General features: G+C 36.7%; 36 protein-coding genes, 1 tRNA gene and 1 other annotated feature. Of the genes, 34 read left to right on the forward strand and 3 right to left on the reverse strand.

The genetic code is table 11. The annotated features are described in order from the left end of the window. Window positions 1-54: 54 nt before the first annotated feature. From rpmG to ACYVQZ_RS00115, 6 genes are all read left to right on the forward strand, one after another. Complete coding sequence (gene rpmG, locus ACYVQZ_RS00090; protein WP_081721478.1) at window positions 55-204, forward strand: 50S ribosomal protein L33; 150 nt, start codon at window positions 55-57, stop codon at window positions 202-204. A 120-nt stretch (window positions 205-324) separates the two neighbouring features. Further along, window positions 325-885 (forward strand): 5-formyltetrahydrofolate cyclo-ligase, encoded by a 561-nt coding sequence (locus tag ACYVQZ_RS00095; RefSeq protein ID WP_461239366.1) that lies wholly within the window; start codon window positions 325-327, stop codon window positions 883-885. Beyond that, window positions 882-1,550 (forward strand): rhomboid family intramembrane serine protease, encoded by a 669-nt coding sequence (locus ACYVQZ_RS00100; protein ID WP_461239367.1) that lies wholly within the window; start codon window positions 882-884, stop codon window positions 1,548-1,550. The genes ACYVQZ_RS00095 and ACYVQZ_RS00100 overlap by 4 nt, the downstream gene beginning before the upstream one ends. A 15-nt stretch (window positions 1,551-1,565) precedes the next feature. Then, window positions 1,566-1,805, forward strand: coding sequence for a YqgQ family protein (locus ACYVQZ_RS00105; RefSeq protein ID WP_461239711.1), 240 nt, complete (start codon window positions 1,566-1,568; stop codon window positions 1,803-1,805). Continuing rightward, entirely contained in the window at window positions 1,795-2,760 is a 966-nt protein-coding gene (locus ACYVQZ_RS00110; RefSeq protein WP_461239368.1) for an ROK family glucokinase, read from the forward strand. The genes ACYVQZ_RS00105 and ACYVQZ_RS00110 overlap by 11 nt, the downstream gene beginning before the upstream one ends. Window positions 2,761-2,783: 23 nt before the next feature. Continuing rightward, entirely contained in the window at window positions 2,784-3,197 is a 414-nt protein-coding gene (locus tag ACYVQZ_RS00115) for a rhodanese-like domain-containing protein (RefSeq protein WP_461239369.1), read from the forward strand. Between the two features lie 104 nt (window positions 3,198-3,301). On the opposite strand, the gene ACYVQZ_RS00120 is transcribed toward ACYVQZ_RS00115, so the two are convergent. Continuing rightward, window positions 3,302-3,478 (reverse strand): DUF3042 family protein, encoded by a 177-nt coding sequence (locus ACYVQZ_RS00120; protein ID WP_461239370.1) that lies wholly within the window; start codon window positions 3,476-3,478, stop codon window positions 3,302-3,304. 84 nt (window positions 3,479-3,562) lie between these two features. Here ACYVQZ_RS00120 and miaA point away from each other — a divergent pair, with 84 nt between their 5' ends. From miaA to ACYVQZ_RS00150, 6 genes are all read left to right on the forward strand, one after another. Further along, window positions 3,563-4,486 (forward strand): tRNA (adenosine(37)-N6)-dimethylallyltransferase MiaA, encoded by a 924-nt coding sequence (gene miaA, locus ACYVQZ_RS00125; RefSeq protein WP_461239371.1) that lies wholly within the window; start codon window positions 3,563-3,565, stop codon window positions 4,484-4,486. 107 nt (window positions 4,487-4,593) lie between these two features. After that, window positions 4,594-4,986: a MerR family transcriptional regulator gene (locus ACYVQZ_RS00130; protein ID WP_461239372.1), complete on the forward strand. Its 393-nt coding sequence runs from the start codon at window positions 4,594-4,596 to the stop codon at window positions 4,984-4,986. Window positions 4,987-5,027: 41 nt separating this feature from the next. Then, window positions 5,028-6,368: a type I glutamate--ammonia ligase gene (gene glnA, locus ACYVQZ_RS00135; RefSeq protein ID WP_461239373.1), complete on the forward strand. Its 1,341-nt coding sequence runs from the start codon at window positions 5,028-5,030 to the stop codon at window positions 6,366-6,368. A 178-nt stretch (window positions 6,369-6,546) separates the two neighbouring features. Further along, window positions 6,547-7,428 carry an exonuclease SbcC gene (locus tag ACYVQZ_RS00140; RefSeq protein ID WP_461239374.1) on the forward strand — a complete coding sequence of 294 codons (882 nt, stop codon included), beginning with the start codon at window positions 6,547-6,549 and terminating at the stop codon, window positions 7,426-7,428. Next, window positions 7,421-8,362, forward strand: coding sequence for a hypothetical protein (locus tag ACYVQZ_RS00145; RefSeq protein WP_461239375.1), 942 nt, complete (start codon window positions 7,421-7,423; stop codon window positions 8,360-8,362). The genes ACYVQZ_RS00140 and ACYVQZ_RS00145 overlap by 8 nt, the downstream gene beginning before the upstream one ends. A gap of 9 nt (window positions 8,363-8,371) precedes the next feature. Further along, window positions 8,372-8,911 carry a dUTP diphosphatase gene (locus ACYVQZ_RS00150; protein WP_461239376.1) on the forward strand — a complete coding sequence of 180 codons (540 nt, stop codon included), beginning with the start codon at window positions 8,372-8,374 and terminating at the stop codon, window positions 8,909-8,911. A gap of 57 nt (window positions 8,912-8,968) precedes the next feature. Here the strand turns inward: ACYVQZ_RS00150 and ACYVQZ_RS00155 are convergent. Further along, window positions 8,969-9,042 (reverse strand) — tRNA-Arg (locus ACYVQZ_RS00155). A gap of 199 nt (window positions 9,043-9,241) precedes the next feature. Here ACYVQZ_RS00155 and ACYVQZ_RS00160 point away from each other — a divergent pair. The 19 genes from ACYVQZ_RS00160 (at window position 9,242) to ACYVQZ_RS00250 (ending at window position 22,930) form a co-directional block, all read left to right on the forward strand. Further along, window positions 9,242-9,376: a hypothetical protein gene (locus tag ACYVQZ_RS00160; RefSeq protein ID WP_461239377.1), complete on the forward strand. Its 135-nt coding sequence runs from the start codon at window positions 9,242-9,244 to the stop codon at window positions 9,374-9,376. A gap of 202 nt (window positions 9,377-9,578) precedes the next feature. Next, entirely contained in the window at window positions 9,579-10,235 is a 657-nt protein-coding gene (locus ACYVQZ_RS00165; RefSeq protein ID WP_461239378.1) for a TetR/AcrR family transcriptional regulator, read from the forward strand. A 52-nt stretch (window positions 10,236-10,287) separates the two neighbouring features. Beyond that, window positions 10,288-10,362: a sequence feature (ribosomal protein L21 leader region), on the forward strand. An 11-nt stretch (window positions 10,363-10,373) separates the two neighbouring features. Then, window positions 10,374-10,682 carry a 50S ribosomal protein L21 gene (gene rplU / locus ACYVQZ_RS00170; protein WP_461239379.1) on the forward strand — a complete coding sequence of 103 codons (309 nt, stop codon included), beginning with the start codon at window positions 10,374-10,376 and terminating at the stop codon, window positions 10,680-10,682. A gap of 11 nt (window positions 10,683-10,693) precedes the next feature. Then, window positions 10,694-11,023, forward strand: a complete 330-nt coding sequence (locus ACYVQZ_RS00175) for a ribosomal-processing cysteine protease Prp (protein WP_461239380.1) — start codon at window positions 10,694-10,696, stop codon at window positions 11,021-11,023. Between the two features lie 23 nt (window positions 11,024-11,046). Next, window positions 11,047-11,325, forward strand: coding sequence for a 50S ribosomal protein L27 (gene rpmA, locus ACYVQZ_RS00180; RefSeq protein WP_461239381.1), 279 nt, complete (start codon window positions 11,047-11,049; stop codon window positions 11,323-11,325). 123 nt (window positions 11,326-11,448) lie between these two features. Further along, window positions 11,449-12,009, forward strand: a complete 561-nt coding sequence (gene efp, locus ACYVQZ_RS00185) for an elongation factor P (RefSeq protein WP_461239382.1) — start codon at window positions 11,449-11,451, stop codon at window positions 12,007-12,009. A gap of 23 nt (window positions 12,010-12,032) precedes the next feature. After that, the gene (locus ACYVQZ_RS00190) at window positions 12,033-12,464 is read left to right on the forward strand and encodes an Asp23/Gls24 family envelope stress response protein (RefSeq protein ID WP_461239383.1); all 432 of its coding nucleotides are present in this window, start codon (window positions 12,033-12,035) and stop codon (window positions 12,462-12,464) included. Beyond that, window positions 12,461-12,850 (forward strand): transcription antitermination factor NusB, encoded by a 390-nt coding sequence (gene nusB, locus ACYVQZ_RS00195; RefSeq protein WP_461239384.1) that lies wholly within the window; start codon window positions 12,461-12,463, stop codon window positions 12,848-12,850. The genes ACYVQZ_RS00190 and nusB overlap by 4 nt, the downstream gene beginning before the upstream one ends. 114 nt (window positions 12,851-12,964) lie before the next feature. Next, entirely contained in the window at window positions 12,965-13,825 is an 861-nt protein-coding gene (locus ACYVQZ_RS00200) for a bifunctional 5,10-methylenetetrahydrofolate dehydrogenase/5,10-methenyltetrahydrofolate cyclohydrolase (RefSeq protein ID WP_461239385.1), read from the forward strand. Next, window positions 13,818-15,155, forward strand: coding sequence for an exodeoxyribonuclease VII large subunit (xseA, locus tag ACYVQZ_RS00205; protein ID WP_461239386.1), 1,338 nt, complete (start codon window positions 13,818-13,820; stop codon window positions 15,153-15,155). The genes ACYVQZ_RS00200 and xseA overlap by 8 nt, the downstream gene beginning before the upstream one ends. Continuing rightward, a complete protein-coding gene (locus tag ACYVQZ_RS00210) occupies window positions 15,155-15,406 on the forward strand; it encodes an exodeoxyribonuclease VII small subunit (protein WP_461239387.1) in 252 nt (83 codons plus the stop codon). The genes xseA and ACYVQZ_RS00210 overlap by 1 nt, the downstream gene beginning before the upstream one ends. After that, complete coding sequence (locus ACYVQZ_RS00215; protein ID WP_461239388.1) at window positions 15,399-16,274, forward strand: polyprenyl synthetase family protein; 876 nt, start codon at window positions 15,399-15,401, stop codon at window positions 16,272-16,274. The genes ACYVQZ_RS00210 and ACYVQZ_RS00215 overlap by 8 nt, the downstream gene beginning before the upstream one ends. Window positions 16,275-16,285: 11 nt before the next feature. After that, the gene (locus tag ACYVQZ_RS00220) at window positions 16,286-17,092 is read left to right on the forward strand and encodes a TlyA family RNA methyltransferase (protein WP_461239389.1); all 807 of its coding nucleotides are present in this window, start codon (window positions 16,286-16,288) and stop codon (window positions 17,090-17,092) included. A gap of 97 nt (window positions 17,093-17,189) precedes the next feature. Next, complete coding sequence (locus ACYVQZ_RS00225) at window positions 17,190-17,642, forward strand: arginine repressor (protein WP_461239390.1); 453 nt, start codon at window positions 17,190-17,192, stop codon at window positions 17,640-17,642. A gap of 27 nt (window positions 17,643-17,669) precedes the next feature. Beyond that, window positions 17,670-19,352: a DNA repair protein RecN gene (gene recN, locus ACYVQZ_RS00230; RefSeq protein WP_461239391.1), complete on the forward strand. Its 1,683-nt coding sequence runs from the start codon at window positions 17,670-17,672 to the stop codon at window positions 19,350-19,352. 129 nt (window positions 19,353-19,481) lie between these two features. Beyond that, a complete protein-coding gene (locus ACYVQZ_RS00235; RefSeq protein ID WP_461239392.1) occupies window positions 19,482-20,723 on the forward strand; it encodes a betaine/proline/choline family ABC transporter ATP-binding protein in 1,242 nt (413 codons plus the stop codon). Next, entirely contained in the window at window positions 20,701-21,330 is a 630-nt protein-coding gene (locus tag ACYVQZ_RS00240) for an ABC transporter permease (protein ID WP_461239393.1), read from the forward strand. Before ACYVQZ_RS00235 ends, ACYVQZ_RS00240 begins: the two co-directional genes overlap by 23 nt. 11 nt (window positions 21,331-21,341) lie before the next feature. Beyond that, window positions 21,342-22,268: an osmoprotectant ABC transporter substrate-binding protein gene (locus ACYVQZ_RS00245; RefSeq protein ID WP_461239394.1), complete on the forward strand. Its 927-nt coding sequence runs from the start codon at window positions 21,342-21,344 to the stop codon at window positions 22,266-22,268. Then, window positions 22,268-22,930 carry an ABC transporter permease gene (locus ACYVQZ_RS00250; RefSeq protein ID WP_461239395.1) on the forward strand — a complete coding sequence of 221 codons (663 nt, stop codon included), beginning with the start codon at window positions 22,268-22,270 and terminating at the stop codon, window positions 22,928-22,930. The genes ACYVQZ_RS00245 and ACYVQZ_RS00250 overlap by 1 nt, the downstream gene beginning before the upstream one ends. A gap of 48 nt (window positions 22,931-22,978) precedes the next feature. Here the strand turns inward: ACYVQZ_RS00250 and ACYVQZ_RS00255 are convergent, their stop codons facing one another. Beyond that, window positions 22,979-23,311 carry a hypothetical protein gene (locus ACYVQZ_RS00255; RefSeq protein WP_461239396.1) on the reverse strand — a complete coding sequence of 111 codons (333 nt, stop codon included), beginning with the start codon at window positions 23,309-23,311 and terminating at the stop codon, window positions 22,979-22,981. A 164-nt stretch (window positions 23,312-23,475) separates the two neighbouring features. On the opposite strand from ACYVQZ_RS00255, the gene gmk reads away from it, so the two are divergent. The 3 genes from gmk to coaBC all read left to right on the forward strand — a co-directional run bounded on the left by gmk (window position 23,476) and on the right by coaBC (window position 25,639). After that, window positions 23,476-24,090: a guanylate kinase gene (gmk, locus tag ACYVQZ_RS00260; protein ID WP_461239397.1), complete on the forward strand. Its 615-nt coding sequence runs from the start codon at window positions 23,476-23,478 to the stop codon at window positions 24,088-24,090. Between the two features lie 2 nt (window positions 24,091-24,092). After that, on the forward strand, window positions 24,093-24,311 hold the full coding sequence (gene rpoZ, locus ACYVQZ_RS00265) for a DNA-directed RNA polymerase subunit omega (RefSeq protein WP_461239398.1): 219 nt from the start codon (window positions 24,093-24,095) through the stop codon (window positions 24,309-24,311). 116 nt (window positions 24,312-24,427) lie between these two features. Next, a complete protein-coding gene (coaBC, locus tag ACYVQZ_RS00270) occupies window positions 24,428-25,639 on the forward strand; it encodes a bifunctional phosphopantothenoylcysteine decarboxylase/phosphopantothenate--cysteine ligase CoaBC (RefSeq protein ID WP_461239399.1) in 1,212 nt (403 codons plus the stop codon).

Below are 25,639 nucleotides of genomic sequence, written 5' to 3' on the forward strand. Positions count from 1 at the left end.
GTTGTACGAGTTAGGGTTCACCCCAATTATTAGAAAAGTCTGGAGGGTTCATCCATGCGTGTACACATTACATTAGAATGTACTGAATGCCATGAACGGAATTACTTATCAAGTAAAAACCGCCGTAACAATCCTGATCGCGTTGAGTTTAAGAAATATTGCCCACGTGAACGGAAAGTTACATTGCATCGCGAAACAAAATAATTTTAATTGTTGAAATTATTGTACGTTTCAAGAAAACAGTATTAAACTATTAGACTGGTAGCAAAACTTTGTTTTGGCCAGTCTTTTTTTATATTATTAATTGAACCAATGAGGTGAACCATGACGGCAAACAAAGTATCAGAAAGAAACAGAATTTTAAATGAACTTCAGAATTTGACATTTTCACAAAAAAAAATAGAAGAACAACAATTAATGAGGCAATTAGGTCGATTACCAGAGTGGCAAAAGAGTCAAATGGTGGGCATTACATTAAGTCAGTCTTTTGAAATTAATACTTCTCCCATTATTAGGTTGGCCCTTCAACAAAATAAACGGGTTTGTGTCCCGAGAACTTTGCCGCACAGACAAATGCAATTTTTTGAGTTTAACAAAAAATTACATTTTAAGAAGAGTAAATTTGGTGTTAATGAGCCAATTGATGGCATTGCAGTGAATAAAGATGATATTGACTTGATGATTGTTCCAGGAGTCTGTTTTACGTCACAAAAGCAACGGTTAGGATTTGGCGGAGGATATTACGATCGATACCTCGTGAATTTTAAGGGAATCAAATTGACTTTAGCATTGAACGAAATGTTTCAGCTAACTGCAACGTGGCCCGTGGAGCCTCATGATATTTTATTAGATATCGTTGTTACTCGAGAAGAGGTGTATCGATGAATTTACAAACGTTAAAACGTCAACCCTTCATGACAGAAATTATCATTGGCATTCAAGTGATTGTCTTTATTTTAATGACGATCGCCGGTGGTTCAACCAATACAAATGTACTGGTTGAGTTTGGGGCAAGAATGACACCTCTAATTCAGCAAGGACAGTGGTGGCGATTAATTACTCCCGTGTTCTTGCACATTGGGTTGATGCACATTGTTGTTAACTCAATCACGATCTATTATATTGGGACACAAATTGAAATGATATTTGGTCATTGGCGCTTTTTACTGATTTATTTTCTCAGTGGAATTACAGGTAATATTGCCAGCTTTGTTTTTTTACCCAATACATTATCAGCCGGAGCTAGCACTGCAATTTTTGGCCTGTTTGGTGCTTTTTTGATGCTGGGTGAATCATATCGAAACAATGCTTACATCAGATTATTAAGTCGCCAATTTTTACTATTTGTTGTGTTAAATCTTGTTTTTGACCTCTTTTCACCAGGAATTGACATTTACGGCCATATTGGTGGATTGCTTGGTGGCTTTTTACTTGCATATCTGGTAGGAGTTCCTAGACTTGGCAAAATTGACTTGATTAAGCGAATTTTGAGTGGCATTATATTGCTTGTAGCAATGATTTTTTTTTACCATATGGGGATGACACTATAAATGAAACAAATGGAAATGAAAACCTTATATGATGTTCAACAGTTATTGAAACAGTTTGGTGTATATGTTTACGTTGGTAAACGAGTTTATGATATTGAACTGATGGCGTTAGAACTTGATAATCTCTTTAAAGCTGGGGTTGTTGAACAAGACCTTTATACTCGAGCAAAATTGGTTTTGCGACATGAACACCATGTAGAAGACCAGCATGCCAGTCAAAATCATCTAGCAGGAGGTAAAACTAATGAATCGTAAATTAATCGGCGTTGACTTGGGTGGAACCACAATCAAGTTTGCTATTTTAACTGATAGTGGTGAAATCCAACAGAAATGGTCGCTAAAAACGAATATTCTAAACGAAGGGCAACATATTGTCCCTGACATCGTAGATTCAATTAACCATCATATTGATTTGTATCAAATGAAACGCGAGCAGTTTATTGGAATTGGTATGGGCACTCCGGGGACAGTTGATGTTAAAAATGGTACAGTTTGGGGCGCATTCAATCTAAATTGGAAAACTGAGCAGCCTGTTAAACATTTGATTGAAACGGGAACCGGTTTACCATTTGCGCTGGATAATGATGCCAATGTGGCTGCATTAGGTGAACGCTGGAAAGGTGCTGGCAATAATAGTGATGATGTTGCTTTTATTACCTTAGGTACCGGAGTCGGTGGTGGCCTAATTGCAAACGGTCACTTAATTCACGGTGTCGCTGGAGCAGCTGGCGAAGTTGGCCACATTAATGTCGAACCAAATGGCTATCTATGTACATGTGGTAACCGTGGTTGTCTTGAGCAGTACGCGTCAGCAACTGGTGTCGTGCATATCGCTCAAGATCTAGCAGAAGAGTACGTGGGCGACAGTCAGTTAAAGGCCATGATTGATAACGGTGATGAAATTACATCTAAAATTGTTTTTGATTTAGCGCAAAAAAAAGATGATTATCTGGCTAATCGGGTTGTTGATAAAGTTGCCTATTATCTGGGACTTGCCAGTGCAAATATGAGTGATGTATTAAATCCAGAATACGTCGTGATTGGTGGCGGTGTTTCTGCTGCTGGTGATTTTTTACTTGATCGAGTTCGAGAAAATTTTGAAGAATTTGCATTTGCAACGGTTAAGAAATCAACTAAAATAGAATTAGCGAAATTAGGTAACGATGCTGGTGTTATCGGTGCGGCATCTTTAGCAATGGACTTTAAGTAAATTTTTTTTTGGAGGGAACCAATTTGGTAATAGCGGTAAGTTCTGGTTTTTTAATTTTTGACATTATTGTCATTCTCATCTTTGTTGGCTGGTTAATTATGAGGTTGTACCAAACAATCACAAGAAAACGGTATGCCAAAGTCATTGAACAAGAACAATTTGAACAAGGGATGCATAAAGCACAAGTTATTGATTTACGTGAAAAAAATGATTTTGATAAGGGTCATATTTTGGGAGCGCGCAGTGTTCCTTATTCCATGATGAGTCAACGGTATGCGGAAATTCGTAAAGATTTACCAGTGTACTTGTATGATCAAGGAATGGTTTTAAGTACGCGTTGTGCTGCCACCCTTGGAAAAAAGGGATATCAAGACTTGTCAATCTTAAAGGGCGGATATGCCCAATGGCAGGGTAAAACCAAAAGTAAAAAATATTAAAAATGTGATGTGACAACTGCTAGGAAAACTGATAGTGGTTAAAATAGAAAAAAATAAAAGAAACTGTGGCGCTTGCCCAGTTTCTTTACTTTATCTGATAATATTTATTTGCTATGGGTAGAACGACCCTTTCGAATGGCCGCCTTGCGATTTTCATCAAACTTGATTTCTTCGTCTTCGATTGGTTTAACAACCGTTTTGTGAAATGAAACTGCACCACCAATTAATGCACCAAGTGTTGCAGCGGTGCCAACTAAAATACCTTTTGTAAATTGTTTCATAATCTGTTCCTCCCAGAATGTTTATCTCTATTATGCAAAATTGTAGTCTGTTTTACCAGTAATAACCATAAATAGGAGCAAAAAATGAAAAAAATAATCTCAATTGTTGGACCAACTGCAGTTGGTAAAACAGCCTTGTCTATTGAAATGGCGCGTCAATTAAATGCAGAAATTATTTCTGGAGATTCAATGCAGGTCTACAAAGAGTTAGATATTGGCACAGCTAAAATTACACCTGCAGAAATGGACGGTATCCGACATCATTTAATTGATATTCTAGATATTAATGAACGGTTTAGTGTTGCTGACTTTGAGCAACAGGCACGCTTGGCCATTGATGAAATTGAGAATAAGGGTAAATTACCATTGGTAGTTGGGGGTACTGGATTTTATTTACAATCTTTGGTTGAAAAATTATCTTTTGGGGCGGATCACTATACGGCTGATTCTAAAAAAATCAGGCAAGAGCTAACAAAATACGGTGAAACAAACGGTAAAGAAGCCCTTTGGGAACAATTAAATAAAGTTGATCCCGACAGCGCAAAAAAAATTGATCAACATAATAGTGTGCGTGTTATTCGTGCGCTGGAAGTTTTTGAGTTGACTGGACAACGTTTTTCAACGCAAACAGTGCAGCAATCTGATTTGGACGTTTTGCTGATTGGATTAACAACAGACCGCAAAACACTATATCAAAGAATTAACCAAAGAGTAGATGTAATGATGGCTGATGGATTAGAAGAAGAGGCTCGGCACTTGTATGAACAAAACGGACGAATATTACCAGCCGGAAAAGGAATTGGTTATCATGAACTGTTTGATTATTTTGATGGTATCGTAACCAGAGACGTTGCTATTGAAACAATCAAAAAAGATTCTAGGCATTATGCCAAGCGACAATTAACGTGGTTTAATAATAAAATGGATGTCCATTGGTTTGATTTGGTTTCTCAAAAAAGTACCACTAAAGAAATCATAGAATTCTGTGCTGACTGGTTAAGAATATAATGAATTTTACTGATTCAAGGTTCTATGTCATAAAATGTGACATAGAACCTTGACTTTTTTTGATTCAATTGGTATTCTTGCCACTGTATTAAGAGAGGAGGGTCATTATGAATGAAAAAGAGCTTAGACGTTCACTCGCTGTTTTGCCAATTGGTACAGTTATGAAGTTAACGAACCTTTCGGCAAGGCAGATTCGCTATTATGAGTCACAAGACTTGATTACTCCCAAACGTAGTGATGGCAATCGTCGATTATATTCTCTCAACGATATTGATCGACTGCTTGAAATCAAAGACTACATCAGCGATGGATTAAACATTGCAGGGATTAAAGCAGTCTATGAACAACAAGCAATCGAAAAACAACGTAAAGAAGATCAAGCAAAGCAATCACTAACCGATGCGGATGTTCGAGCAATTCTTCATGATGAATTTCTTCAAGTTGGTGGTTTGCAGAATCCAGGCAAACAATCACGCTCTGGAATACAAAATAGATTTTAAAAATTGGTTTCTAATGTTGATTAAGAGGAGAGGTACTTATTATGGCAAGGCATGAATTTACAAAAGATGAAGTCAGAAAACTTATTAAAGAAGAAAATGTTCGTTTTCTAAGATTAATGTTTACTGACTTGTTTGGCACCATTAAAAATGTTGAATTACCCATTAGTCAGTTAGACAAACTATTGGATGATAAAGTGATGTTTGATGGTTCTTCAATTGATGGATTTGTTCGTATTGAAGAAAGTGATATGTATTTGTATCCAGACATGTCAACTTGGATGGTTTTTCCTTGGGGTGCAGAACATGGTAAAGTTGCGCGCGTCATTTGCAATGTCTTTACTTCTGATCGTGATCCATTTGAGGGTGATCCAAGAAATAATTTGATTCGTGTGTTGGATGATATGAAAAAAGCAGGTTTCACTGATTTTAATATTGGACCAGAACCTGAATTTTTCTTATTTAAAATAGACGAACATGGCAAACCAACTACAAAATTAAATGATCAAGGTAGCTATTTTGATATGGCTCCAATGGATCTTGGCGAAAATTGTCGTCGAGATATCGTCCTTGAATTAGAAAATATGGGCTTTGAAATTGAAGCTGCTCATCATGAGGTCGCACCTGGTCAGCATGAAATTGATTTCAAGTATGCCAATGCTTTGGAAGCCGCCGACAACATTCAGACATTTAAATTAGTTGTTAGAACGGTTGCCCGTAAATATGGACTTCATGCTACGTTCATGCCTAAACCATTAGCTAATATCAATGGTTCAGGAATGCATCTCAACATGTCTTTATTTGATAAGAAAGGTAATACTTTCTTTGACGAAAAAGGAGAATTGCAACTTTCTGATACGGCTTATCATTTTCTTGGTGGCCTTTTGAAACACGCTCGTAGCTATACCGCTATTTGCAATCCGATTGTTAATTCATATAAGCGATTAGTGCCTGGGTTTGAAGCACCAGTTTATGTTGCTTGGTCAGGTTCCAATAGATCACCATTAATTCGTGTTCCAAGTTCACGTGGTGTTTCAACCCGACTTGAAGTGCGTTCTGTTGATCCTGCTGCAAATCCATACCTTGCCATTGCAGCAGTTCTAGAAGCGGGGCTTGATGGCATTAAAAATGAAATGAAACCAGAAGAAAGTGTTGATCGTAACATTTATCGCATGAATGCTTCTGAAAGAGAAGATAATCACATCACAAACCTGCCCGATACATTACACAATGCTTTAAAAGACTTGGCTGCTGATCCAATCATGAAAAAAGCGATGGGACCACATCTTTTCCAGAATTTTTATGAAGCCAAAAATTTGGAATATGACGCTTATCGTCAGCAAGTTTCTGACTGGGAACGCGATCAATATCTTGAATTATATTAATCTAATAAAAAAGTATCAAAAAAAGTCACATTTGGTTGTGACTTTTTTAATGCAAAAGATTAATGATTGATATAAATTAATCTTTTTTGAAGAAATGTGACAATTGATGGGTTATGCCTTTAATAATAATCTAAAATTCGGTAAGATAACCATAATAAACATTGATAGGAGATTGGCTATGACTAGTATTATGGACCACGGTAATCAGTCGGAAACTACCGATTTGATTAATCAACAAATTTCGTTAAAAGTAAATTACTTGGCTGAATTACAAGCAGCTGTTAAAGCGCATGATGATCGCAAAATTTTTGCGTTGCTTGATAATCAGAGGTATGCGGCCGAAATTTTACATACTGAAAATAATGAAAACGAAACTGCCGTAATTAACTTAGTTGATGATCTCTCTGAGCAATTAAGCAGTTATTTAAGCACGAAATTAATTAAATATTTGGGTCAAACCTATCCTTTCTTTTATTATGAAGAGTTTTCAAAAGGACATTTTCGAATTCTATTTGGAAATTGGTGGGATCGTCGCGAATTTGGTGAATTGGATGTTTTGAATATCAGATTTGTCTTTAATGACGAAGAGTATCATAAATTATCGCAATCTTTTGAACTTAATAATGACAACAAAAGATTTAATAGTGATCAAATTCAAACTATTTCAGAACAAAACGACGAGTTACAAAACTTAATTGATAACCAAGATCAGAGACAACAGCAAAAAGATGAGCTGCAAGCGCAACTCAAAGAAACGGCCGGCAAATCTGGTATGCCTTGGGAATCGGGTAAACAAAAAGAGGCACGGCAAGAAATTGTTGATCAACTAAGTGTTTTAGAAGATCAGGATGAACGTGGCAGAGATGCTTCAAAGCAAATTAAAAGCAACGAAGAGTTGATTTTAACATTATCAAAAGAGAATACGATTTTAAGTTATGAACAAAAAAGTATCGTAGATACATTTACAACGTTCGAAAATTTTGAAGCTGCTAATCGTAATATATATGCCGATTATTTAAACTATTTGGCACAAGAAAAGCAGGTGGAAACTAATGACTGAAAAAATTGAGGATTCAACTATTGAACAGCATTTGTTGAATTTCGAAAGTCAGGTGAAAACGGGTTTACTTGAAGGTAAACGTTATGTCGAATTAATTGATACCATTACAAATAGTAGCGACTATGAAGACTTGTTATCCGCCTGTACTGAAATTATGACGCTTCACCCAAATAACAGCTATGTTAATTTTCCACATTTACATTCGGCAGCTGATTTCTATTTAATTTTTATTAATAAATTGTTGTCTGTACATCAAAATAAGTCTTTAACGTTATCAATGGATCCTGAAACCTGGGAGGTTACGGGACAGCTGATTGAACTACCTGTTGAAATGCAATTTAAATTTCAAATTGAAAAGAGTGAAAACGGTGGTGCGTTTTTTGTTGAAGAAAAAACAAGTGAAAAGTTGTTTTATTTGAACTTGGAACGGCGAATGGTGCGCATTAATAATGCCGCGTTAATTAATTTGTTTGTGATTAAACTCGCTGATCAATTTGATCAACATCAGGTGGATCATGCTGCTAATCCAATTATCGAATTATTCCATTATTTAAAACAAGATCTAGGATTTAGCACGGACTTTGGTATCTTAGATACGGATAATGAAAAAAAATATTATTTAGAAAATCCCTCATTACCGCTAGTTGTCATTGATAAACTATTTGTTAAAACGAATGAAACTGGTTATATGCTGATGAATGTATCACATGGATTAGGTGCTACGTTGCAACTGGCTGATAATGTCCAATTGACGTTAACGACGGGTGATCAACAAGGAGATACTACAACTAACTGGTATTTTACTGTTAATGACAATCGTGAAGCAATTTCATTTTTTGATGTTTTGATGTCATATGAATTTATCAGGTCGTGGTATTTAGATAATCGGCAGGCACTTGAAGTTAAATCAGATCCGTTGATTTTTGCCTCATAAGGAGTTCAAATGTTAGATTTTACAAAGTTAATTCATGCAAGTATCACTCTTGACCAACAAATTAGTCAGGATAGAAATATTATCATGAAGCCTCAAGAAAGTTTGACTAATGCATACGTGGCATTGGATGTTGAATTAGCCGAAGTGGCAAATACAGCAGAATGGTTTAAAGTGTGGAAAACACATCGTGGCAAGTCTACAGAGGGTAAAACTAAACAAGAAACTTTACTAGAAGAGTATGCAGATGCACTTGATTTTTTCTTGTTAATTGGTGCTAAACAACAATGGACGCACCTGATTGTCATGGACCGTGATGCTGTTAAACGTTTAAAAGATCAAAAATCCAGTGAATTAAATAAACAGTATCTGATGATTAAAAAAATGGTCTATGGTAGCTACTTTGATCATCGTCAAGCGGACTTCGAACACGCCTGGCACTTATTTTTGAAAATTGGATTGGTGGATTTTGGTTTTAGTGAAGATGATATCATGGAAGCTTATCAAAAAAAATCAGCAGTTAATTATCAACGACAAGCGAATGATTATTAAAAAAAGAAAACTCTCAGACAGAATTGCCTGAGAGTTTTCTTTTTGTGTACGTTTTTATGAAGCGAGTGAGGTTCGAACTCACGACCGTTCGCTTAGAAGGCGAATGCTCTATCCAGCTGAGCTACCGCTCCAAACCTTAACCATTGTAAATAAGAAATTTATGACTGTCAATTGTAAATCAGTAATTCGTTGCATAAAAAGATAAAGAAAATATTAAGAAAATTAGTGAATAGTTAAGATTGAAGATTTTAAAAGGCAGATCCTTGAAAAATGTTACATAAGTAATAATAATGTAACTTAGATGTTAAAATTTTGATTGGAGGGATATAGATGGTTCCATTTATCGTGATCGTATTTATATTATTACTTGCAGGATTTGGGCAATTATTCTCTAATTCCCTTAAAAAGCAGCAAGCAAATGGCAAGCATTTTTCTGAACAACGCTATGATGATCGAAAAGCTTAATATTTATTTATAGATGTCAATTAGTTGACATCTTTTTTTATTGAAGAAAGTTCTAATATATTACTACTTATTATATAATACGGCACAATATGTCTTTTTTCTAGCTTGACTAAGCGCTTACATATAGATTATACTCAACTTTAGTTATAAAATCCGACAATTGTTAATCTTTAGACTAATAGTGGTCAAGGAGCTGAAAAAAATGGCAAATAGTAAAACGGATCCACGGGTGGTTAAAACTAGAACAAACCTAAAAAAAGCTTTGGTACGTTTGATGCGCCATTATAAAATAGAAAATATTAGTGTACAAAAGATAACAGAAACGGCTGATATCACCCGGGGGACATTCTATTTACATTATAAAGATAAACAAGATTTCATTAAACGTGCAATGGATGAGATTTTGGATGATTTTTTTAACGCAGTGATCGTGGAAGATTCAAAGTTGCAGTCTGTTGATGGCCAATCGATTGAAGTTTTTTCCTTGAAACAAGCATTTAAATACATTGAAGATGAGGCAGAAGTATTTGATGTATTACTCAATAATCAAGAAAATGATTTATTTTCAGCACAATTGTACAATCGGTTAACTGATTACTTAACTGAATTTCAACATAAATTGGGAAATCAATTTGTTGATCTTGAATTACCTGAAAATTTGCAAATTTCTTTTGTTGTTTCCGCCCAATTGGGCCTCGTCAAACATTGGTTACATGAAGGTATGATTTATACGCCTCATTATATGACGCAAAGTGTGGGCAAGCTATTGTCACAGTTTAAAACACAAGGTATTTTCTTTACAGATTTTTTTGTATCGGAAGACAATGGTGATGATGACCCAATGGACAGCACTTGGTAGTTTGACAACCATCTAGTAAACTGGTAAGATATTTACGTTGTATTTGTGAATCGAACAACTACAACCGCACGTTGATAAGTTTAAAGTTCTTAACTGAACACTTATTTCGGCGAGTCTTAGATTTAAGGAGGTGCACAAATGTACGCAATTATTGAAACTGGTGGTAAGCAATACAAAGTTGAACAGGGTCAAGCGATCTATGTTGAAAAGCTTGATGTTAATGCTGGCGACAAAGTTACTTTTGATCAAGTAGTCTTTGTTGGTGGTGATGCAACTAAGATTGGTACACCAACCGTTGACGGCGCAACTGTGACGGGTACTGTTGAAAAACAAGGTAAGGAAAAGAAAGTTGTTACTTTCAAATACAAGCCTAAGAAACATCAACATACTAAACAAGGTCATCGTCAACCATATACTAAAGTAACGATTGATGCTATTAATGCATAAAGTGAACAGCAATGATTAAGGCAAAATTATTTAAAAACTCTGATAATCAAATTTATCGTTTGGAATTGACTGGACATGCCGATTCAGGGCCGTACGGACAAGACATTGTTTGTGCAGCAGTGTCTGCGTTGGCCATTACAACAGTTAATGGTCTTAGCAATGTTATCGAGGCACGTCCACAAATTGACTCCGATGATGATAATGGTGGTCGTTTAATTGTCAGTGACTATCAAGTTAATCATGATTCCGAGGTGTTGTTACAGACATTTGCAAACGGAATCACAGACATTCAAAAAAATTATGCTGATTTTATTCAAGTTCAAGAAATTCATGAAAATTAATTAGTTTCGGAGGTGAAGTTATTATGATTATGGACTTACAATTCTTCTCTCACCATAAAGGTGGTGGATCAACTGCTAACGGTCGTGATTCAGCTGGTCGTCGTTTAGGAACTAAGGCTGCTGATGGTTCAACTGTTTTGGCAGGTTCAATTTTGTATCGTCAACGCGGTACACACATTAACCCAGGTGAAAACGTTGGCCGTGGCGGTGATGATACACTATTTGCTAAAGTAGATGGTGTCGTAAAATTTGAACGTTTAGGTCGCGATAAGCGTAAGGTTTCTGTTTATCCCGTTGCTTAATACGGTTAATCGGGTCTCAGCCGCAATGGTGAGACCTTTTTTTATGGGCCAAAAACTGAATAATGTTGCAATTTAAGGCAAGATATTGCAAAATAAAGAAGATATAATCGAGGAGGAAGTCACATGGCAATTTCGACAGCAGATTTTAAAAATGGATTAACCATTGAAGTAGACAACGCAATTTGGAGAATTATTGAATTCCAACATGTTAAGCCAGGTAAAGGTGGCGCATTTGTCCGTTCAAAATTGAAAAACTTAAGAACAGGTGCCGTTCAAGAAAAAACATTCCGTGCAGGTGCCAAAATGAAACAAGCTAACATCACAACACGCAAGATGCAATATCTGTATGCTGATGGTGATAATTATGTGTTCATGGATACAGACACTTACGAGCAACTTGAATTACCAAGTGAAAGCATCAGTTCAGAAGCAAAATATTTGAAAGAAAATATGGAAGTTAATATTACTCAATTTGGTAATGAAACATTGGGTGTTGAACTACCAAACACGGTTACTTTAAAAGTTACTGAAACTGAGCCAGGAATTAAAGGCGATACAGCTTCAGGTGGTTCTAAACCAGCAACAATGGAAACTGGTTTAGTTATTCAAGTGCCATTCTTTGTGAATGCTGATGATGAATTGATTATTAACACTACAGATGGAACATATATTTCACGAGCATAGAACAATTAATTGGAGGTTTTCCAATGGCTGAAGAAACAAATATTTCATTAAATGATGATGCAAAAAAAGGCGCAATTAAAATTGCACCACGTGTGTTAGAAAGCATTTCTGGAATTGCTGCCAGTGAGGTTGAAGGCGTCGTTAAAATGCAAGGATCTCTTGCTAACAGTGTTAACGAACTTTTGGGCCGAGGCAATCATCGCAGAGGTGTTAAATTAACACAAGATGGTGATCAGTTAGTGATCGATGTTGCGATTTATTTAGATTATGGTGTTTCTGTCCCTAAAATTGCCCTTGAAATTCAAGATCGGATTAAACAACAAGTTTCGCTAATGACTGATTTAAAAGTAAAAGAAGTCAATGTTCATATTGAGGGTATTATTCCTGAAAAAGCGGAACAACAAATTGATCCAGACGATATTTTCGATGAAAATGGGAATGAGGATCAACAGTGAGTTTAAATCGACATCAAATCAGAGAATTGGCATTTCAGTACTTATTTGCAAAGGACGCTAACACAGACAATGATCAAGATCTGATCAATCAATTGTTGGAAGATACACCAGTGCCGCCATATTTTACGACACTGATTGAAGGCGTGGATTCTCATCAGACTGAAATTGACGATCAAATTACGAAATTTTTAGCTGATGGTTGGTCATTGAACCGATTGGCTAAGACTGATTTAATCATTTTGCGAATTGCTTTTTTTGAAATTCAATTTGTTGATGATACGCCTGATAAAGTTGCAATTGATGAGGCGCTAGAGTTGACCAAAACGTTTAGTGATGAGAAATCTAGAAAATTTGTAAATGGTATTTTAGGCCATTTAGTTAAGTAAGAAATGGGATGAATGTGAACCTAACATTTTGACCATTTCTTTTTTGAAATCATGCAACATTTTATAGATATGATAAAATGGTAGGATACATACAGGGTGAAAGAAGGAAAAATTATGACAACAATTTTAGATGGCCGAGCACTAGCAAAAGAGTTGAATGCACACACAAAAATAGTGGTCGAACAGCTGAAACAGCAGGATGTTACCCCTGGAATTGCTGTTATTTTGGTTGGCGAGGATCCTGCCAGCCAAATGTATACCCGCAACAAGCATAAAAAGGCTTTAAAACTTGGCTTGAAGTCTGAGTTAAAGGTGCTACCGCCACAGACAACGCAGACTGAATTGCTAAATGAAATTGAGCTTCTAAATAATGACGACACCATTAATGCGATTTTGGTCCAAGCACCATTGCCACCTCAAATTGATGCTACTACCGTTACTAATGCGATTGCGCCACAAAAAGATGTCGATGGGTTTCACCCAATGAATTTGGGTAAATTATATGCAAATCAAGATGGTCACTATCCAGTTGCCTGCACACCTAAGGGCATTATGACGTTATTAAAACATTACAACATAGAAATCAGTGGCAAACGTGCTGTGATTGTTGGACGTAGCATTTTGGTTGGCAAGCCAATGGCAGCTTTATTACTAAATAAAAATGCAACTGTAACTATTGCTAACCATTACACACAAGATTTGAGTAGTTTAACTAGCATGGCTGACATTTTAATTGTCGCTGCCGGCCAAGGTCACTTTATTAAAAGCAATCAAGTTAAACGAGATGCAGTGGTGATTGATGTCGGCATTGACCACGATGAAGAGGGTCACTTAATTGGGGATGTCGACTTTGATAACGTGTCCACTAAAGTAAGTGCAATCACGCCCGTTCCAGGTGGCGTGGGGCCAATGACGATTGCCACTTTAATGCAACAAACAGTTGAGCTTACACAATGGAGTAAAATGAATGGATAGTTCTAAGTACTTAACAATTTCAGCTTTAACTAAATACATTAAGCGCAAATTTGATGTTGACCCTTATCTCGGCCGTATTTATCTCACTGGTGAAATTTCCAATTTTCGTTTACGTCCCAATGCACATCAGTATTTTAGTCTAAAAGACGATCACGCAAAAATCAGTGCCATCATGTTTAAATCGGCTTTTCAAAAGATTAAATTTAAACCCGAAGATGGCATGAAAGTGCTAGTGTCTGGACGAGTTGGACTTTACGAGGCAAGCGGTAGTTACCAAATTTATGTTGATAGCATGCAACCAGATGGTGTTGGCGCGCTATACCAGGCATATGAGCAACTAAAAAAACAATTGTCAGGTGAAGGATTGTTTGACCAAATCAAACGTCCATTACCAAAGTTTCCTAAAAAAATTGCGGTGATTACCAGTCCCAGTGGGGCAGTGATTCGTGATATTATCACGACGACAAGGAGAAGATTTCCAATTGTTCAATTGGTTTTGTATCCAACACTTGTCCAAGGTGACCAGGCAGCAAAAGATATCGTACGTCAGTTAAAACGAGTTAATGAAGATGGTAGCTATGATACTGTGATTATTGGTCGTGGCGGGGGCTCTATTGAAGACTTGTGGCCATTTAACGAAGAAATCGTGGCGAGAGCAATTGCACAGAGTGCGACACCAGTAGTTTCATCAGTTGGTCATGAAACAGATACCACAATTGCTGATTTAGTGGCTGATGTGCGTGCAGCCACACCAACAGCTGCAGCCGAGCTATCCGTTCCGGTGTTAAGTGATGAGTTGTTAAAAATCAGTCAGGATCGCCAGCGGTTAATGAATGCGATGCAAACTATACTGAAAGTTGATCAACAAAAACTATTGAAGTTGTCTCATAGTTATATTTTGACACAACCAAAAAGATTATATGAAGGCTATATCCAACGCGTAGATTTGATTAATCAACAATTTCAACAACTAGTGCAGTCCTATTTTGTTAATTGGCAGCAGGAATTAATTTTGACTAGCCAGAGATTATCAAAAAGTCAGATTCAACAGCGAATTGATGTTGAACAACATAGCCTAGAGACTGAACAATTGAAGTTACAACAAACGATGACGCGTTATTTAAAGACAAAGCATAATGAGATGCAACAAACGATTGCTTCATTAGATTTATTAAGCCCACTAAAAATAATGAGTCGTGGTTATTCATATGTGACGAGTCAAGATACAGTTGTCAAAAAAGTTAGTCAATTAACAAAAGAACAAACGATTAGACTGCATTTCACAGATGGGACTGCATCAGCACAAATAAAAGAAATTGAGGATCAATAATGGCAGAAAAAAAGAAAAGCTTTGAAGAGCAATTACAATCATTACAAGCAATTGTTGAACAATTAGAACAAGGTGATATTCCATTGGAAAAAGCACTAGATCAATTTCAAACTGGAATTAAGTTGAGTAAGTCGTTACAAGATACATTGGATAATGCTGAAAAAACATTAACAAAACTAATGGATGATGACGGGCAGGAAAAACGTTTTGAGCAACCACAAGAAAAGTCAGATGAACAAAAAGATGAATAAACAATTTGATCAAGATCAGCAACTAGTAAATCAATTTCTTCAAACTCACATTGAACAAAATATCGACCAGGTTACGTTAAAACAAGCAATGAGTTATTCATTGTTAGCTGGTGGTAAGCGGTTAAGACCGCTATTAACCATCAGTGTTTTACGCGTTTTTGGTATTGATGTAAATGAAACAATTTTGAAAGCTGCTTTGAGTGTCGAATTGATTCACACTTACTCTTTAATTCACGATGACTTACCAGCTATGGATGATGATGACTTACGACGTGGCGTACCAACTAATCACGTTAAGTTTGGCGCAGGCATGGCAACGCTTGCCGGTGACGGGTTGCTCACGCTCGCGTTTCAATGGCTAGTCGATAATCAATTACCTGAGTCAAAAAAAAGTCGTTTAGTTTATGAAATGGCTAAGGCTGCCGGTCCCAGTGGAATGGTGTCTGGTCAGGCAATTGATATTAGCAGCGAAGGTCAACATTTAGATTTAGCCGCACTACAGCATTTGTATCGTGAAAAAACTGGTGCGCTTATTCGCTATAGCTTGATTGCCGGAGGAGTTTTGGCAGATGTTGATGAGCCAACGCTAAACCTATTGATTCAATTTGGTGAAAATTTTGGCCTAGCATTCCAAATTTATGATGATTTACTGGACGTCACTGCAACGACTGCGGAAATGGGTAAGCGCACGCATAAAGATGAAGCCGAACAAAAGAATACGTATCCAGAATTATTGGGTGTCGAGGGTACAAAACAAGCACTCACTAAGACGCTAGAAACGGCTAGACACAATTTATCAAATTTGAACAAACAAACCGGTCGCGATGTTGAGCAATTATCTCAATTTTTGACGTACTTTAAACTTTAGAGGCAAATAAAATGGCAAAAGAGCGTGTAGATGTATTATTAGTTAAACAAGGACTGTTTGATTCTCGAGAACAAGCCAAAAGAGCAGTGATGGCGGGTGAAGTTTTAGGGTTAAATAATGAGCGAATGGACAAGCCCGGCGAAAAAATTGATGACAAAATTACTTTGCACATTAAGGGAAATAAAATGCCATATGTGAGTCGTGGTGGGCTAAAATTAGCAAAAGCGCTGAAAGTCTTTGATATTGATGTTCACGATAAAACTGTTTTGGATATTGGTTCCTCGACAGGTGGCTTTACAGACGTCATGCTCCAAAATGGTGCAAAATTGAGTTATGCGTTAGATGTTGGGACTAACCAATTAGTTTGGCAATTACGTTCAGATCCACGCGTCGTTGTGATGGAACAAACGAATTTTAGATATTCTAAATTAGCTGACTTCGACTATGGACAACCAGAATTCGCTTCCATTGATGTGTCATTTATTTCTTTAAAATTGATCTTGCCAACCTTGGCACAAATATTGCCAATTGGTGGTGAAGTGGTCGCTTTGATTAAACCTCAGTTTGAAGCTGGTAAAGAAAATGTCGGTAAAAATGGCATCATTAAAGATCCTAAAATCCATCAGGAAGTTTTAGAAACGATTTTGAAGTTTGCACTTGGCGTTCATTATGATGTTTTAGGATTAGATTTTTCGCCTATTAAAGGTGGACATGGAAATGTTGAATTTTTAGTTCATTTAAAACTGAGCAGTGAATTAGGAAAAATTAATCCAAAAATCTCAATTGACTCAGTTTTAAAGGCTTCACAAGAATTGTAAGAGTTATCCCTAAATAAAAAAGCCAGATAAAACTTTCATTTTTTATACATTTCTAGTATTATAATCTGTATAAATAATCATAAAATGGGGTGGCGGTATGCGAAAAGTAGAGAGACAACAGTATTTACGACAGTTAATTAGTGAAAATAATATCGAAAGACAAGAAGATTTTGTCACCTTATTGAAAAGTGAAAATATTGACGTGACGCAAGCAACCATTTCGCGTGATATCAAAGAAATGCAATTAGTTAAAGTACCAAGTTTAAATGGTGGCTATCACTATAGTTTGCCTGTTCAAAAACAACTTGATACACAAAAAAAATTAAAGAAAACACTTAACGATGCTTTTATTTCGCTTGATTCACAAGATAAATTAATGGTTGTGCACGTGCAACCTGGAAATGGTCCGGCCTTATCAAGTTTAATTTCACAAGTGAATTTTCCAGAAATTTTTTGTACTTTGGGAGATGACTCTACTATTTTGATTGTTTGCAAGTCGCAAGCAGCTGTTGAAGAACTCCAACAAGTTTTTGATCAGCTATTACAATAATTTATCATCCAGAGAGGGGTAACCAGTTTGTTACAGGAATTGACAATTGATAATTTAGCTATTATTGAACATCTTGAGTTGTCATTTGATAGTAAAATGACAGTGCTAACTGGTGAAACTGGTGCTGGAAAATCAATCATTATTGATGCAGTTGGTTTGCTCGCAGGCAGTAGAGGCTCGCAAGAATTTATTCGCAAGGGTAGTGATAGGCTCAAATTACAAGGGCAATTTTTGTTGTCGCAAAACCCTAAATTAATTAATGTGCTGGACGAACTTGGAATTGATCATGATGAACAGACGTTAATCATTCAAAGAGAAATCCATCGCAATGGACGCAATACGATTAGAATTAATGGCACATTAGTCAATGCAACTGAACTAAAATCTGTTGGCAGTAATTTGGTTGATATTCAAGGACAAAATGAACATCAACTCTTAATGCAACCTGAACAACATTTAACGTTACTTGATGAATTTGCTAAAGATGACATTCAAACTGTCAAAGATGATTATTTTAAACAGTACGATCATTACCAAAAACTAAAAAAGACACTAACCGATAAACAGCAAAACGAAAAACAGTGGGCACAACGGATTGATATGTTTAAATTTCAGGTTCAAGAAATTGAAGCTGCAAACTTAGTGAGTGGTGAAGAAGAACAGCTAAATGATCAAAAACAGAAATTGAGTCATTATCAACAAATTTATACAACTTTGCAAAATGCCTCGACCGTTTTGAATGGTGATGAAAATGGTTCGAGTATTGATGGGATTGCAGATGTCATGGATCAGATGAGTGAAATTAGTCAATATGATAAAACGTTTTCCCACATTTCTGAATCGTTGACGAATGCATATTATGCCCTCCAAGATGTCGCTAATGAAGTGAGTCACGAAATTGATGGTTTAGAATTTGATGAAAATCAGCTTGATGAAATTGAAACACGATTGCAAACAATTACAGATTTAAAACATAAATATGGCGATTCCGTTGAACAGATTTTAGCCTATTACGATAAAATAAAAGCAGAATTAGATTCAATGGAAACATTTGATGAAAATAGTGCTAATTTAGAACAACAAGTTAATGAGACCGAACAAAAGGTGATTCACGATGGGCAGCAACTGACAACGTTGAGAAAAAAAGCGGCTGAAAAGCTGGCCAAGCAAATTCACCAGCAACTCAAAGAATTGTATATGGATAAAGCCGTGTTCGAGGTCAAGTTTTTGCCACACGAGCAAGCTTTCTTTGCTAATGGAATGGATCAAGTTGAATTTTATATTCAAACTAATCCGGGTGAATCAATGGGGCCGTTGGGAAAAATTGCATCTGGCGGAGAACTCTCTCGGGTCATGTTGGCACTGAAGACGATTTTTGCCCAGAGTCAAAATATTACTAGTATTATTTTTGACGAAGTTGACACGGGGGTAAGCGGACGCGTTGCCCAAGCAATGGCTGAAAAAATTAGTATGATTTCCAAACATTCACAAGTACTGTGTATCACTCATTTGCCTCAAGTTGCTGCAATCGCTAATCATCACATGTTGATCACAAAACAAATCAATGATGGCCGAACAACGACAGATGTGACACTTTTAAGTACGGAAGCTCGGGTTAAAGAGTTAGCCAGAATGTTATCTGGAAGCACCGTCACTAAATTAACGCTCCAACATGCTTCTGAATTATTAGAAATGGCGCAGAAAAATTAAGAATTTTTGTAAAAACATGACATTGAAGTCATGTTTTTTATATTGTAGCGAAAATGCTTATAGTTAATAGTTGCATTTCAACGTGGATATACGTTAGTGTTTAATTAAAGGTAAGAAGGGGTTGATCATGTGTTACTGTCATTACAACACTTACGAAAAGAGTACCCAGGCGGTAAAGTGGCCGTAGACGACGTGAACTTAGACGTTGAAGCAGGAGAATTTATCTGTTTCATCGGAACGTCTGGTTCAGGAAAAACTACCACTTTAAGAATGATTAACCGGATGTTAGACCAAACATCTGGCAAAATTTTAATCAATGGTGAAGATATTGCCAAAATGGATCCAGTTAAACTGCGCCGCAAGCTGGGGTATGTTATTCAAAATGTGGGTTTGATGCCCCATATGACGATTAAAGAAAATATTACGTTGGTTCCTAAACTATTAAAATGGTCTGCTGAAAAGCGTGATAAACGCGCTAAGGAACTAATCCAAATGGCCCAACTGCCATTGGATTTTTTAGAGCGCTATCCTGCAGAATTATCTGGTGGTCAACAGCAAAGAATCGGGGTTGTCAGAGCCTTTGCAGCTGATCAAGATATTATTTTAATGGATGAACCATTTGGGGCTCTCGATCCAATTACACGTGAATCACTACAAGATTTGGTGCAAGATTTGCAACAAAAATTAGGTAAAACTTTTATTTTTGTGACGCATGACATGGATGAGGCACTTAAATTATCATCACGAATCATGATTATGGATGATGGTAAAGTGATGCAACTGGACACCCCGGATAATATTTTAAAACATCCCGCCAATGAATTTGTGCGCCAATTAATCGGTGAAGAGCGATTAATTCAAGCAAAACCAAGTATTACAACTGTTGAACAGATTATGTTGAAATCACCAATCTCGATTTCTATTGACCAGCAATTACCAGATGCCCTCCAGTTAATGCATGACAAGCGAGTAGATACTTTACTTGTTACGGATCATCAAGACAAATTAGTTGGTATTTTAGGTATTGAAGATTTAGATGTTCATTATTTTGATAACACTTCTGTTGGTGAAATCATGGATCATGACGTCTTTTATGTTCATTCCGATTCAGTGGTTCGTGATACGGTGGATCGAATTCTGAAGAAAGGCTATAAGAACGTTCCAGTAGTTAATCGCGACAATCAGCTAGTCGGTATTGTGACACGTGCGACATTAGTTGATATGGTTTATGATGCACTTTGGGGGCAAGATACGAATGATGAAGATGAACCAAAAGATGCCTTGAGTGCGCAACAAGTTGAGGATGATGTCAAAATTCCCGATGTTGACGAGAAGGAGGGGCTAGCTCATGATTCAGTTTCTCCAAAGTAATGGTGCGTTACTGGTACTTAAAATTTGGCAACACATTTATTTATCATTTGCTTCATTAGCATTGGGAATTTTGGTTGCTGTGCCACTTGCAATTTTGTTAACTAGATTTGAAAAAATCGCTGGTTTTGTGATCGGCCTGGCAAGTATTTTGCAAACAGTTCCATCACTTGCCTTACTTGCCATGATGATTCCAATTTTTGGAATTGGGTTTGTACCAGCAATTGCTGCACTGTTTATTTATTCACTATTACCTATTTTAAGAAATACCTATTTGGGCCTTAAAAATGTGGATCCGGCTGTTCTGGATGCGGCCAAAGGATTGGGTATGAATAACTTCCAATCTATTTCTCAAGTGGAATTAAGGCTAGCCGCACCAGTGATTATGTCAGGTATTCGTTTGTCAGCCACATATGTGATTGCATGGGCTGCACTGGCTTCTTATATTGGCGCAGGTGGCTTAGGTGATTTTATTTTTAATGGATTAAATCTGTACCGCAGTGATTTAATTTTAGCCGGGTCAATTCCAGTTATTTTACTTGCTTTATTAACTGACTTCTTATTAGGAAAATTGGAAGAATTTTTGACTCCAAAAACTAAAAATGCTTAAGGAGGATCGCAATGACCAAAAAAATAATTAAATTAATTGCGTCACTATCTTTGATTCTTCTTATCACCAGTGGTTGCGGTTTTCCTGGACTGACCTCTAATTCTGACGATACTATTAGAATTGCTGCACAAAATACCAGCGAGCAACAGATTATCGCGGCTATTGATGCACAAATGATTGAACACTATACCGATTTAAAAGTAACTACAATTAATAATTTGGGTTCAGCCAGTGTGAGTTTCAATGCCTTAAAAAAAGGAGAAGCGGATATGTCTGCAGCACGATATGATGGTACGGATCTAACCACTATCTTAAACACTGTTGGTTCCCATAATGCAAAACATGATTCTGAGAAAGTAAAAAAAGTTTTCAATGATCAATATGATATGAAATACTTTCCAACTTATGGATTTGCTGATACTTATGCTTGGATGGTAACGCAAAAGACTGCTAAAGGAAAAAATTTAAAAACTGTAGATGATTTACGCAATTATGCTCCTAAAATGACAGTTGGAATTGATCAAACGTGGCTAAACCGTAAGGGTGATGGTTACAGCGATTTCAAGAAAATTTACGGATTTTCATTTGGTAAAGTATATCCAATGCAAATTGGGCTAGTGTATGATTCACTCGCAGCAGGAAAAATGGACGCGGTGTTAGGCTATTCCACGGATGGTAGGATCGGTAGTTATAATTTAAAACTATTAAAAGATGACCGACAATTTTTTCCACCGTATTATGCTAGTCCAGTGGCCACTAAGAAAATTTTAAAAAAACATCCTGAGTTAACCCCCGTTTTAAATAAATTAGCGGGTAAAATCTCGGTGACAACAATGCAAAAACTAAATTATCAAGTTGATAATAACTTGAAAGAACCTGAAGTTGTTGCTAAGACATTCTTGCAGCAACATCATTATTTTGAAGGGAGTGGCGAGTAATGCAAGGATTAAATATCTGGCAACAGTTATGGATCTACTTCTCGAATAATGGAATGTATGTTTTGAGCCAATTTACACGACACTTTTTGATTTCAATTTATGGTGTTTTGTTCGCTGCAATCGTGGGAATTCCAGTTGGTATATTAATTGCACGATACAAGAAGTTGAGTCCTTGGGTAATTGGGCTGGTAAACGTGATTCAAACGATTCCATCTTTAGCCATGTTGTCGATTATTATGTTGGGACTTGGATTGGGCGTCAACACTGTTATTGTGACTGTCTTTTTATACTCGCTGCTCCCGATTGTGAAGAACACTTACACTGGAATGACGAATGTGAGTCCTGATATTTTGGATGCTGGAAAGGGAATGGGAATGACTTCATTTCAGCGACTACAATACGTTGAATTACCTTTATCAATGTCAGTTATCATGGCAGGACTGCGAAACGCGTTAGTGTTAGCTGTCGGAATTACTGCAATTGGTTCTTTCGTTGGTGCGGGTGGCCTTGGGGATATTATTATCCGAGGAACAAATGCCACTGACGGGGGTGCCATCATTTTAGCTGGTGCATTACCAACCGCGTTGATGGCAATTTTATCCGATATGGTTTTGGGCTTCCTTGAAAAAAAACTAGATCCTTCCGAAAAAAGCTCACAATAAAAAAATGTCCGTCTAGCAATTTGCAAGACGGACATTTTTTAATAGCTATTATTTTTTGCTGACATATCTAATTTGTTCTGGTTTTAAAACATAGGTAACATTACCAGCTGTCTTTAGCTGACGGTTACCGTGTTGATCACTGACAATATGACCGAACACGTTAACGAGTTGACCATCACTTGTGGCGGGTTCTAGTTGTATATTGACAATCAAATTTTGTTTCATTGCTTGATTTAAAAAATGTTGAATTTGAAATAAGGGCATTTGTGGCAAACGTTCGACTGTTGTTAATGTGGGACGATCATTCCCCAAAAAGAAGTCTTCATAACGATCCATAAAATTAGTTGTGAGTTTTTGTAACGTACTTTGTTTATTTTGCATGATTCCACCCCGAACATTTGTTTGTATTTACAGTATACGAACAAGCGTTCTTATTTGCAAGCATTTTTTTATTTATTTTGATTAATCTGCTAGAATCCTTGATAAAACACGGTAATTAGTGCAAAATGTTTATTAATATCTAAATATAAGGAGTTATCTTTTACATGGCTAAACGAGGAATGTTAATTGTACTTTCTGGTCCTTCCGGTGTTGGTAAAGGGACTGTTAGAAAAGCAATTTTTGATCAAGACAATAACGACTTTCAGTATTCAATTTCAATGACAACTAGAAAGCCCAGACCTGGTGAAGTCAATGGTGTCGATTATTTTTTTGTTTCAAAAGAAGAATTTGAAAACGAAATTCAAACTGGTGGCATGTTAGAATATGCTAAGTATGTTGACAATTATTATGGAACACCTTTAAAATATGTAAATGAAACATTGAATTCGGGTAAAGATGTTTTTCTAGAAATTGAAGTTAATGGCGCGATGCAAGTGCGAGCTAAGTCTCCAGATGGTGTGTTTGTGTTTTTAACACCACCAGATTTAATTGAGCTGAAGCAACGATTAATCCATCGTGGCACAGATTCAATGGATGTCATCAATAAACGAGTTCAAAAAGCAGTTGGCGAAATTAAAATGATGCAAAATTACGATTATGCAGTTGTTAATGATGAAGTCAACAACGCAGTTGAAAAGATTAAGATGATCATTCGCAGTGAGCGACTTAAGGTTACACGTGTCATGCCTGATTATCTTGGAATGTTAGGAGAATTATAATTATGATTTTATATCCATCAGTTGATGAACTATTAAAACGCGTTGATTCACGTTATTCTTTAATCATGCTTGCTAGTAAACGGGCACATGAGTTAGATGCTGGGGCGCAACCCTTGCTCAGCAAATATGATTCAGTTAAATCTGTGGGTCAAGCCTTGGAAGAAATTGTTGCAGGTGATGTGACGATTGATACTGAACATACTGAAGAAGACAATAACTAATTTAAAAGCTTGAAACTATTCTGATGTTTCAAGCTTTTTTAATGCCTGAAAAACTGAAATCTAATCGTTTAATGTTATAATTAAAAGCATTAATACCAAGACAAAAGGGTGATACCATGACAAACGTGACAATCCATATTACAGGTGGCATTGCAGCTTATAAGGTTCCCAATTTGATTCGACTTTTTCAAAAAAATGGGGATCAGGTTCGTGTTGCTATGACAAATGATGCCCGTCAATTTGTGACCAAAACGACGCTTGAAGCGTTAACTAAGCGCGCAGTTTTGAGTGATTTGTGGGATGAACATAATGAACAACCCATTGCTCATATTGAATTAGCTGATTGGACTGAACTGGCAATTGTTGTTCCGGCGACTGCTAATGTGATTGCAAAACTAGCCAATGGGATTGCAGATAATGCTGTTACAAGCACGTTAATTGCCACAACAGCACCTAAAATAGTAGTACCTGCCATGAACGCGCATATGTGGCTAAATCGAGCGACACAGCGAAATATTCAGCAACTAAAAAATGATCAGCTTGTCGTCATGACGCCAGAAACAGGATTTTTAGCAGAAGGTTATGAAGGACAAGGAAGAATGCCTGAACCCAAACAAATTTTTGAGTTTGCGCAAACAATTAATAATGGTGTAAGCGAGGAGGCAGCGTTGACTGGCAAAAAAGTGTTAGTTACAGCAGGTGGCACAAGGGAAAATATTGATCCAGTGCGATTTATTGGTAACCATTCATCAGGAAAAATGGGTATTGCCATTGCGAATGCTGCTGTCAACGCTGGGGCAGAAGTGACATTAATTGTCGGTCAAGTTGGCGATGAAGGTCAGATAAATCCACACATCAAATTAATCCATGTTGAAACAAGTGAAGAGATGCAAACGGCTGTTTTAACTCATTTTAAAACAACTGATGTTTTGATTATGGCTGCGGCGATTGCTGATTTTAAACCCGTGGCTGTAGCTAATCAAAAAATCAAAAAAGATCCTCATCAAGCAACCATTTCACTGTCATTAACAAAAACGCCAGATATTTTAAAACAAGTGGCTAAACAAAAACAGTCTGGGCAGATTGTGGTTGGCTTTGCTGCTGAAACGCAAAGTTTATTGGAAAACGCACAAAAAAAGTTAGTTAGTAAAAATGCCGATTTAATTGTTGCAAACGACGTGAGTAAAGCAGGAATTGGTTTTGGTAGCGAAAACAATCAAGTGACACTTTTACGACCAGATCAAGCACCTGAAAAATGGGATAAAATGTCCAAACAAGCAGTTGCAAGAAAATTAATATCAGTAATTCAAACAGAGTTAACTAGGTGA

The sequence above is a fragment of the Paucilactobacillus salsurae genome (assembly GCF_054784995.1).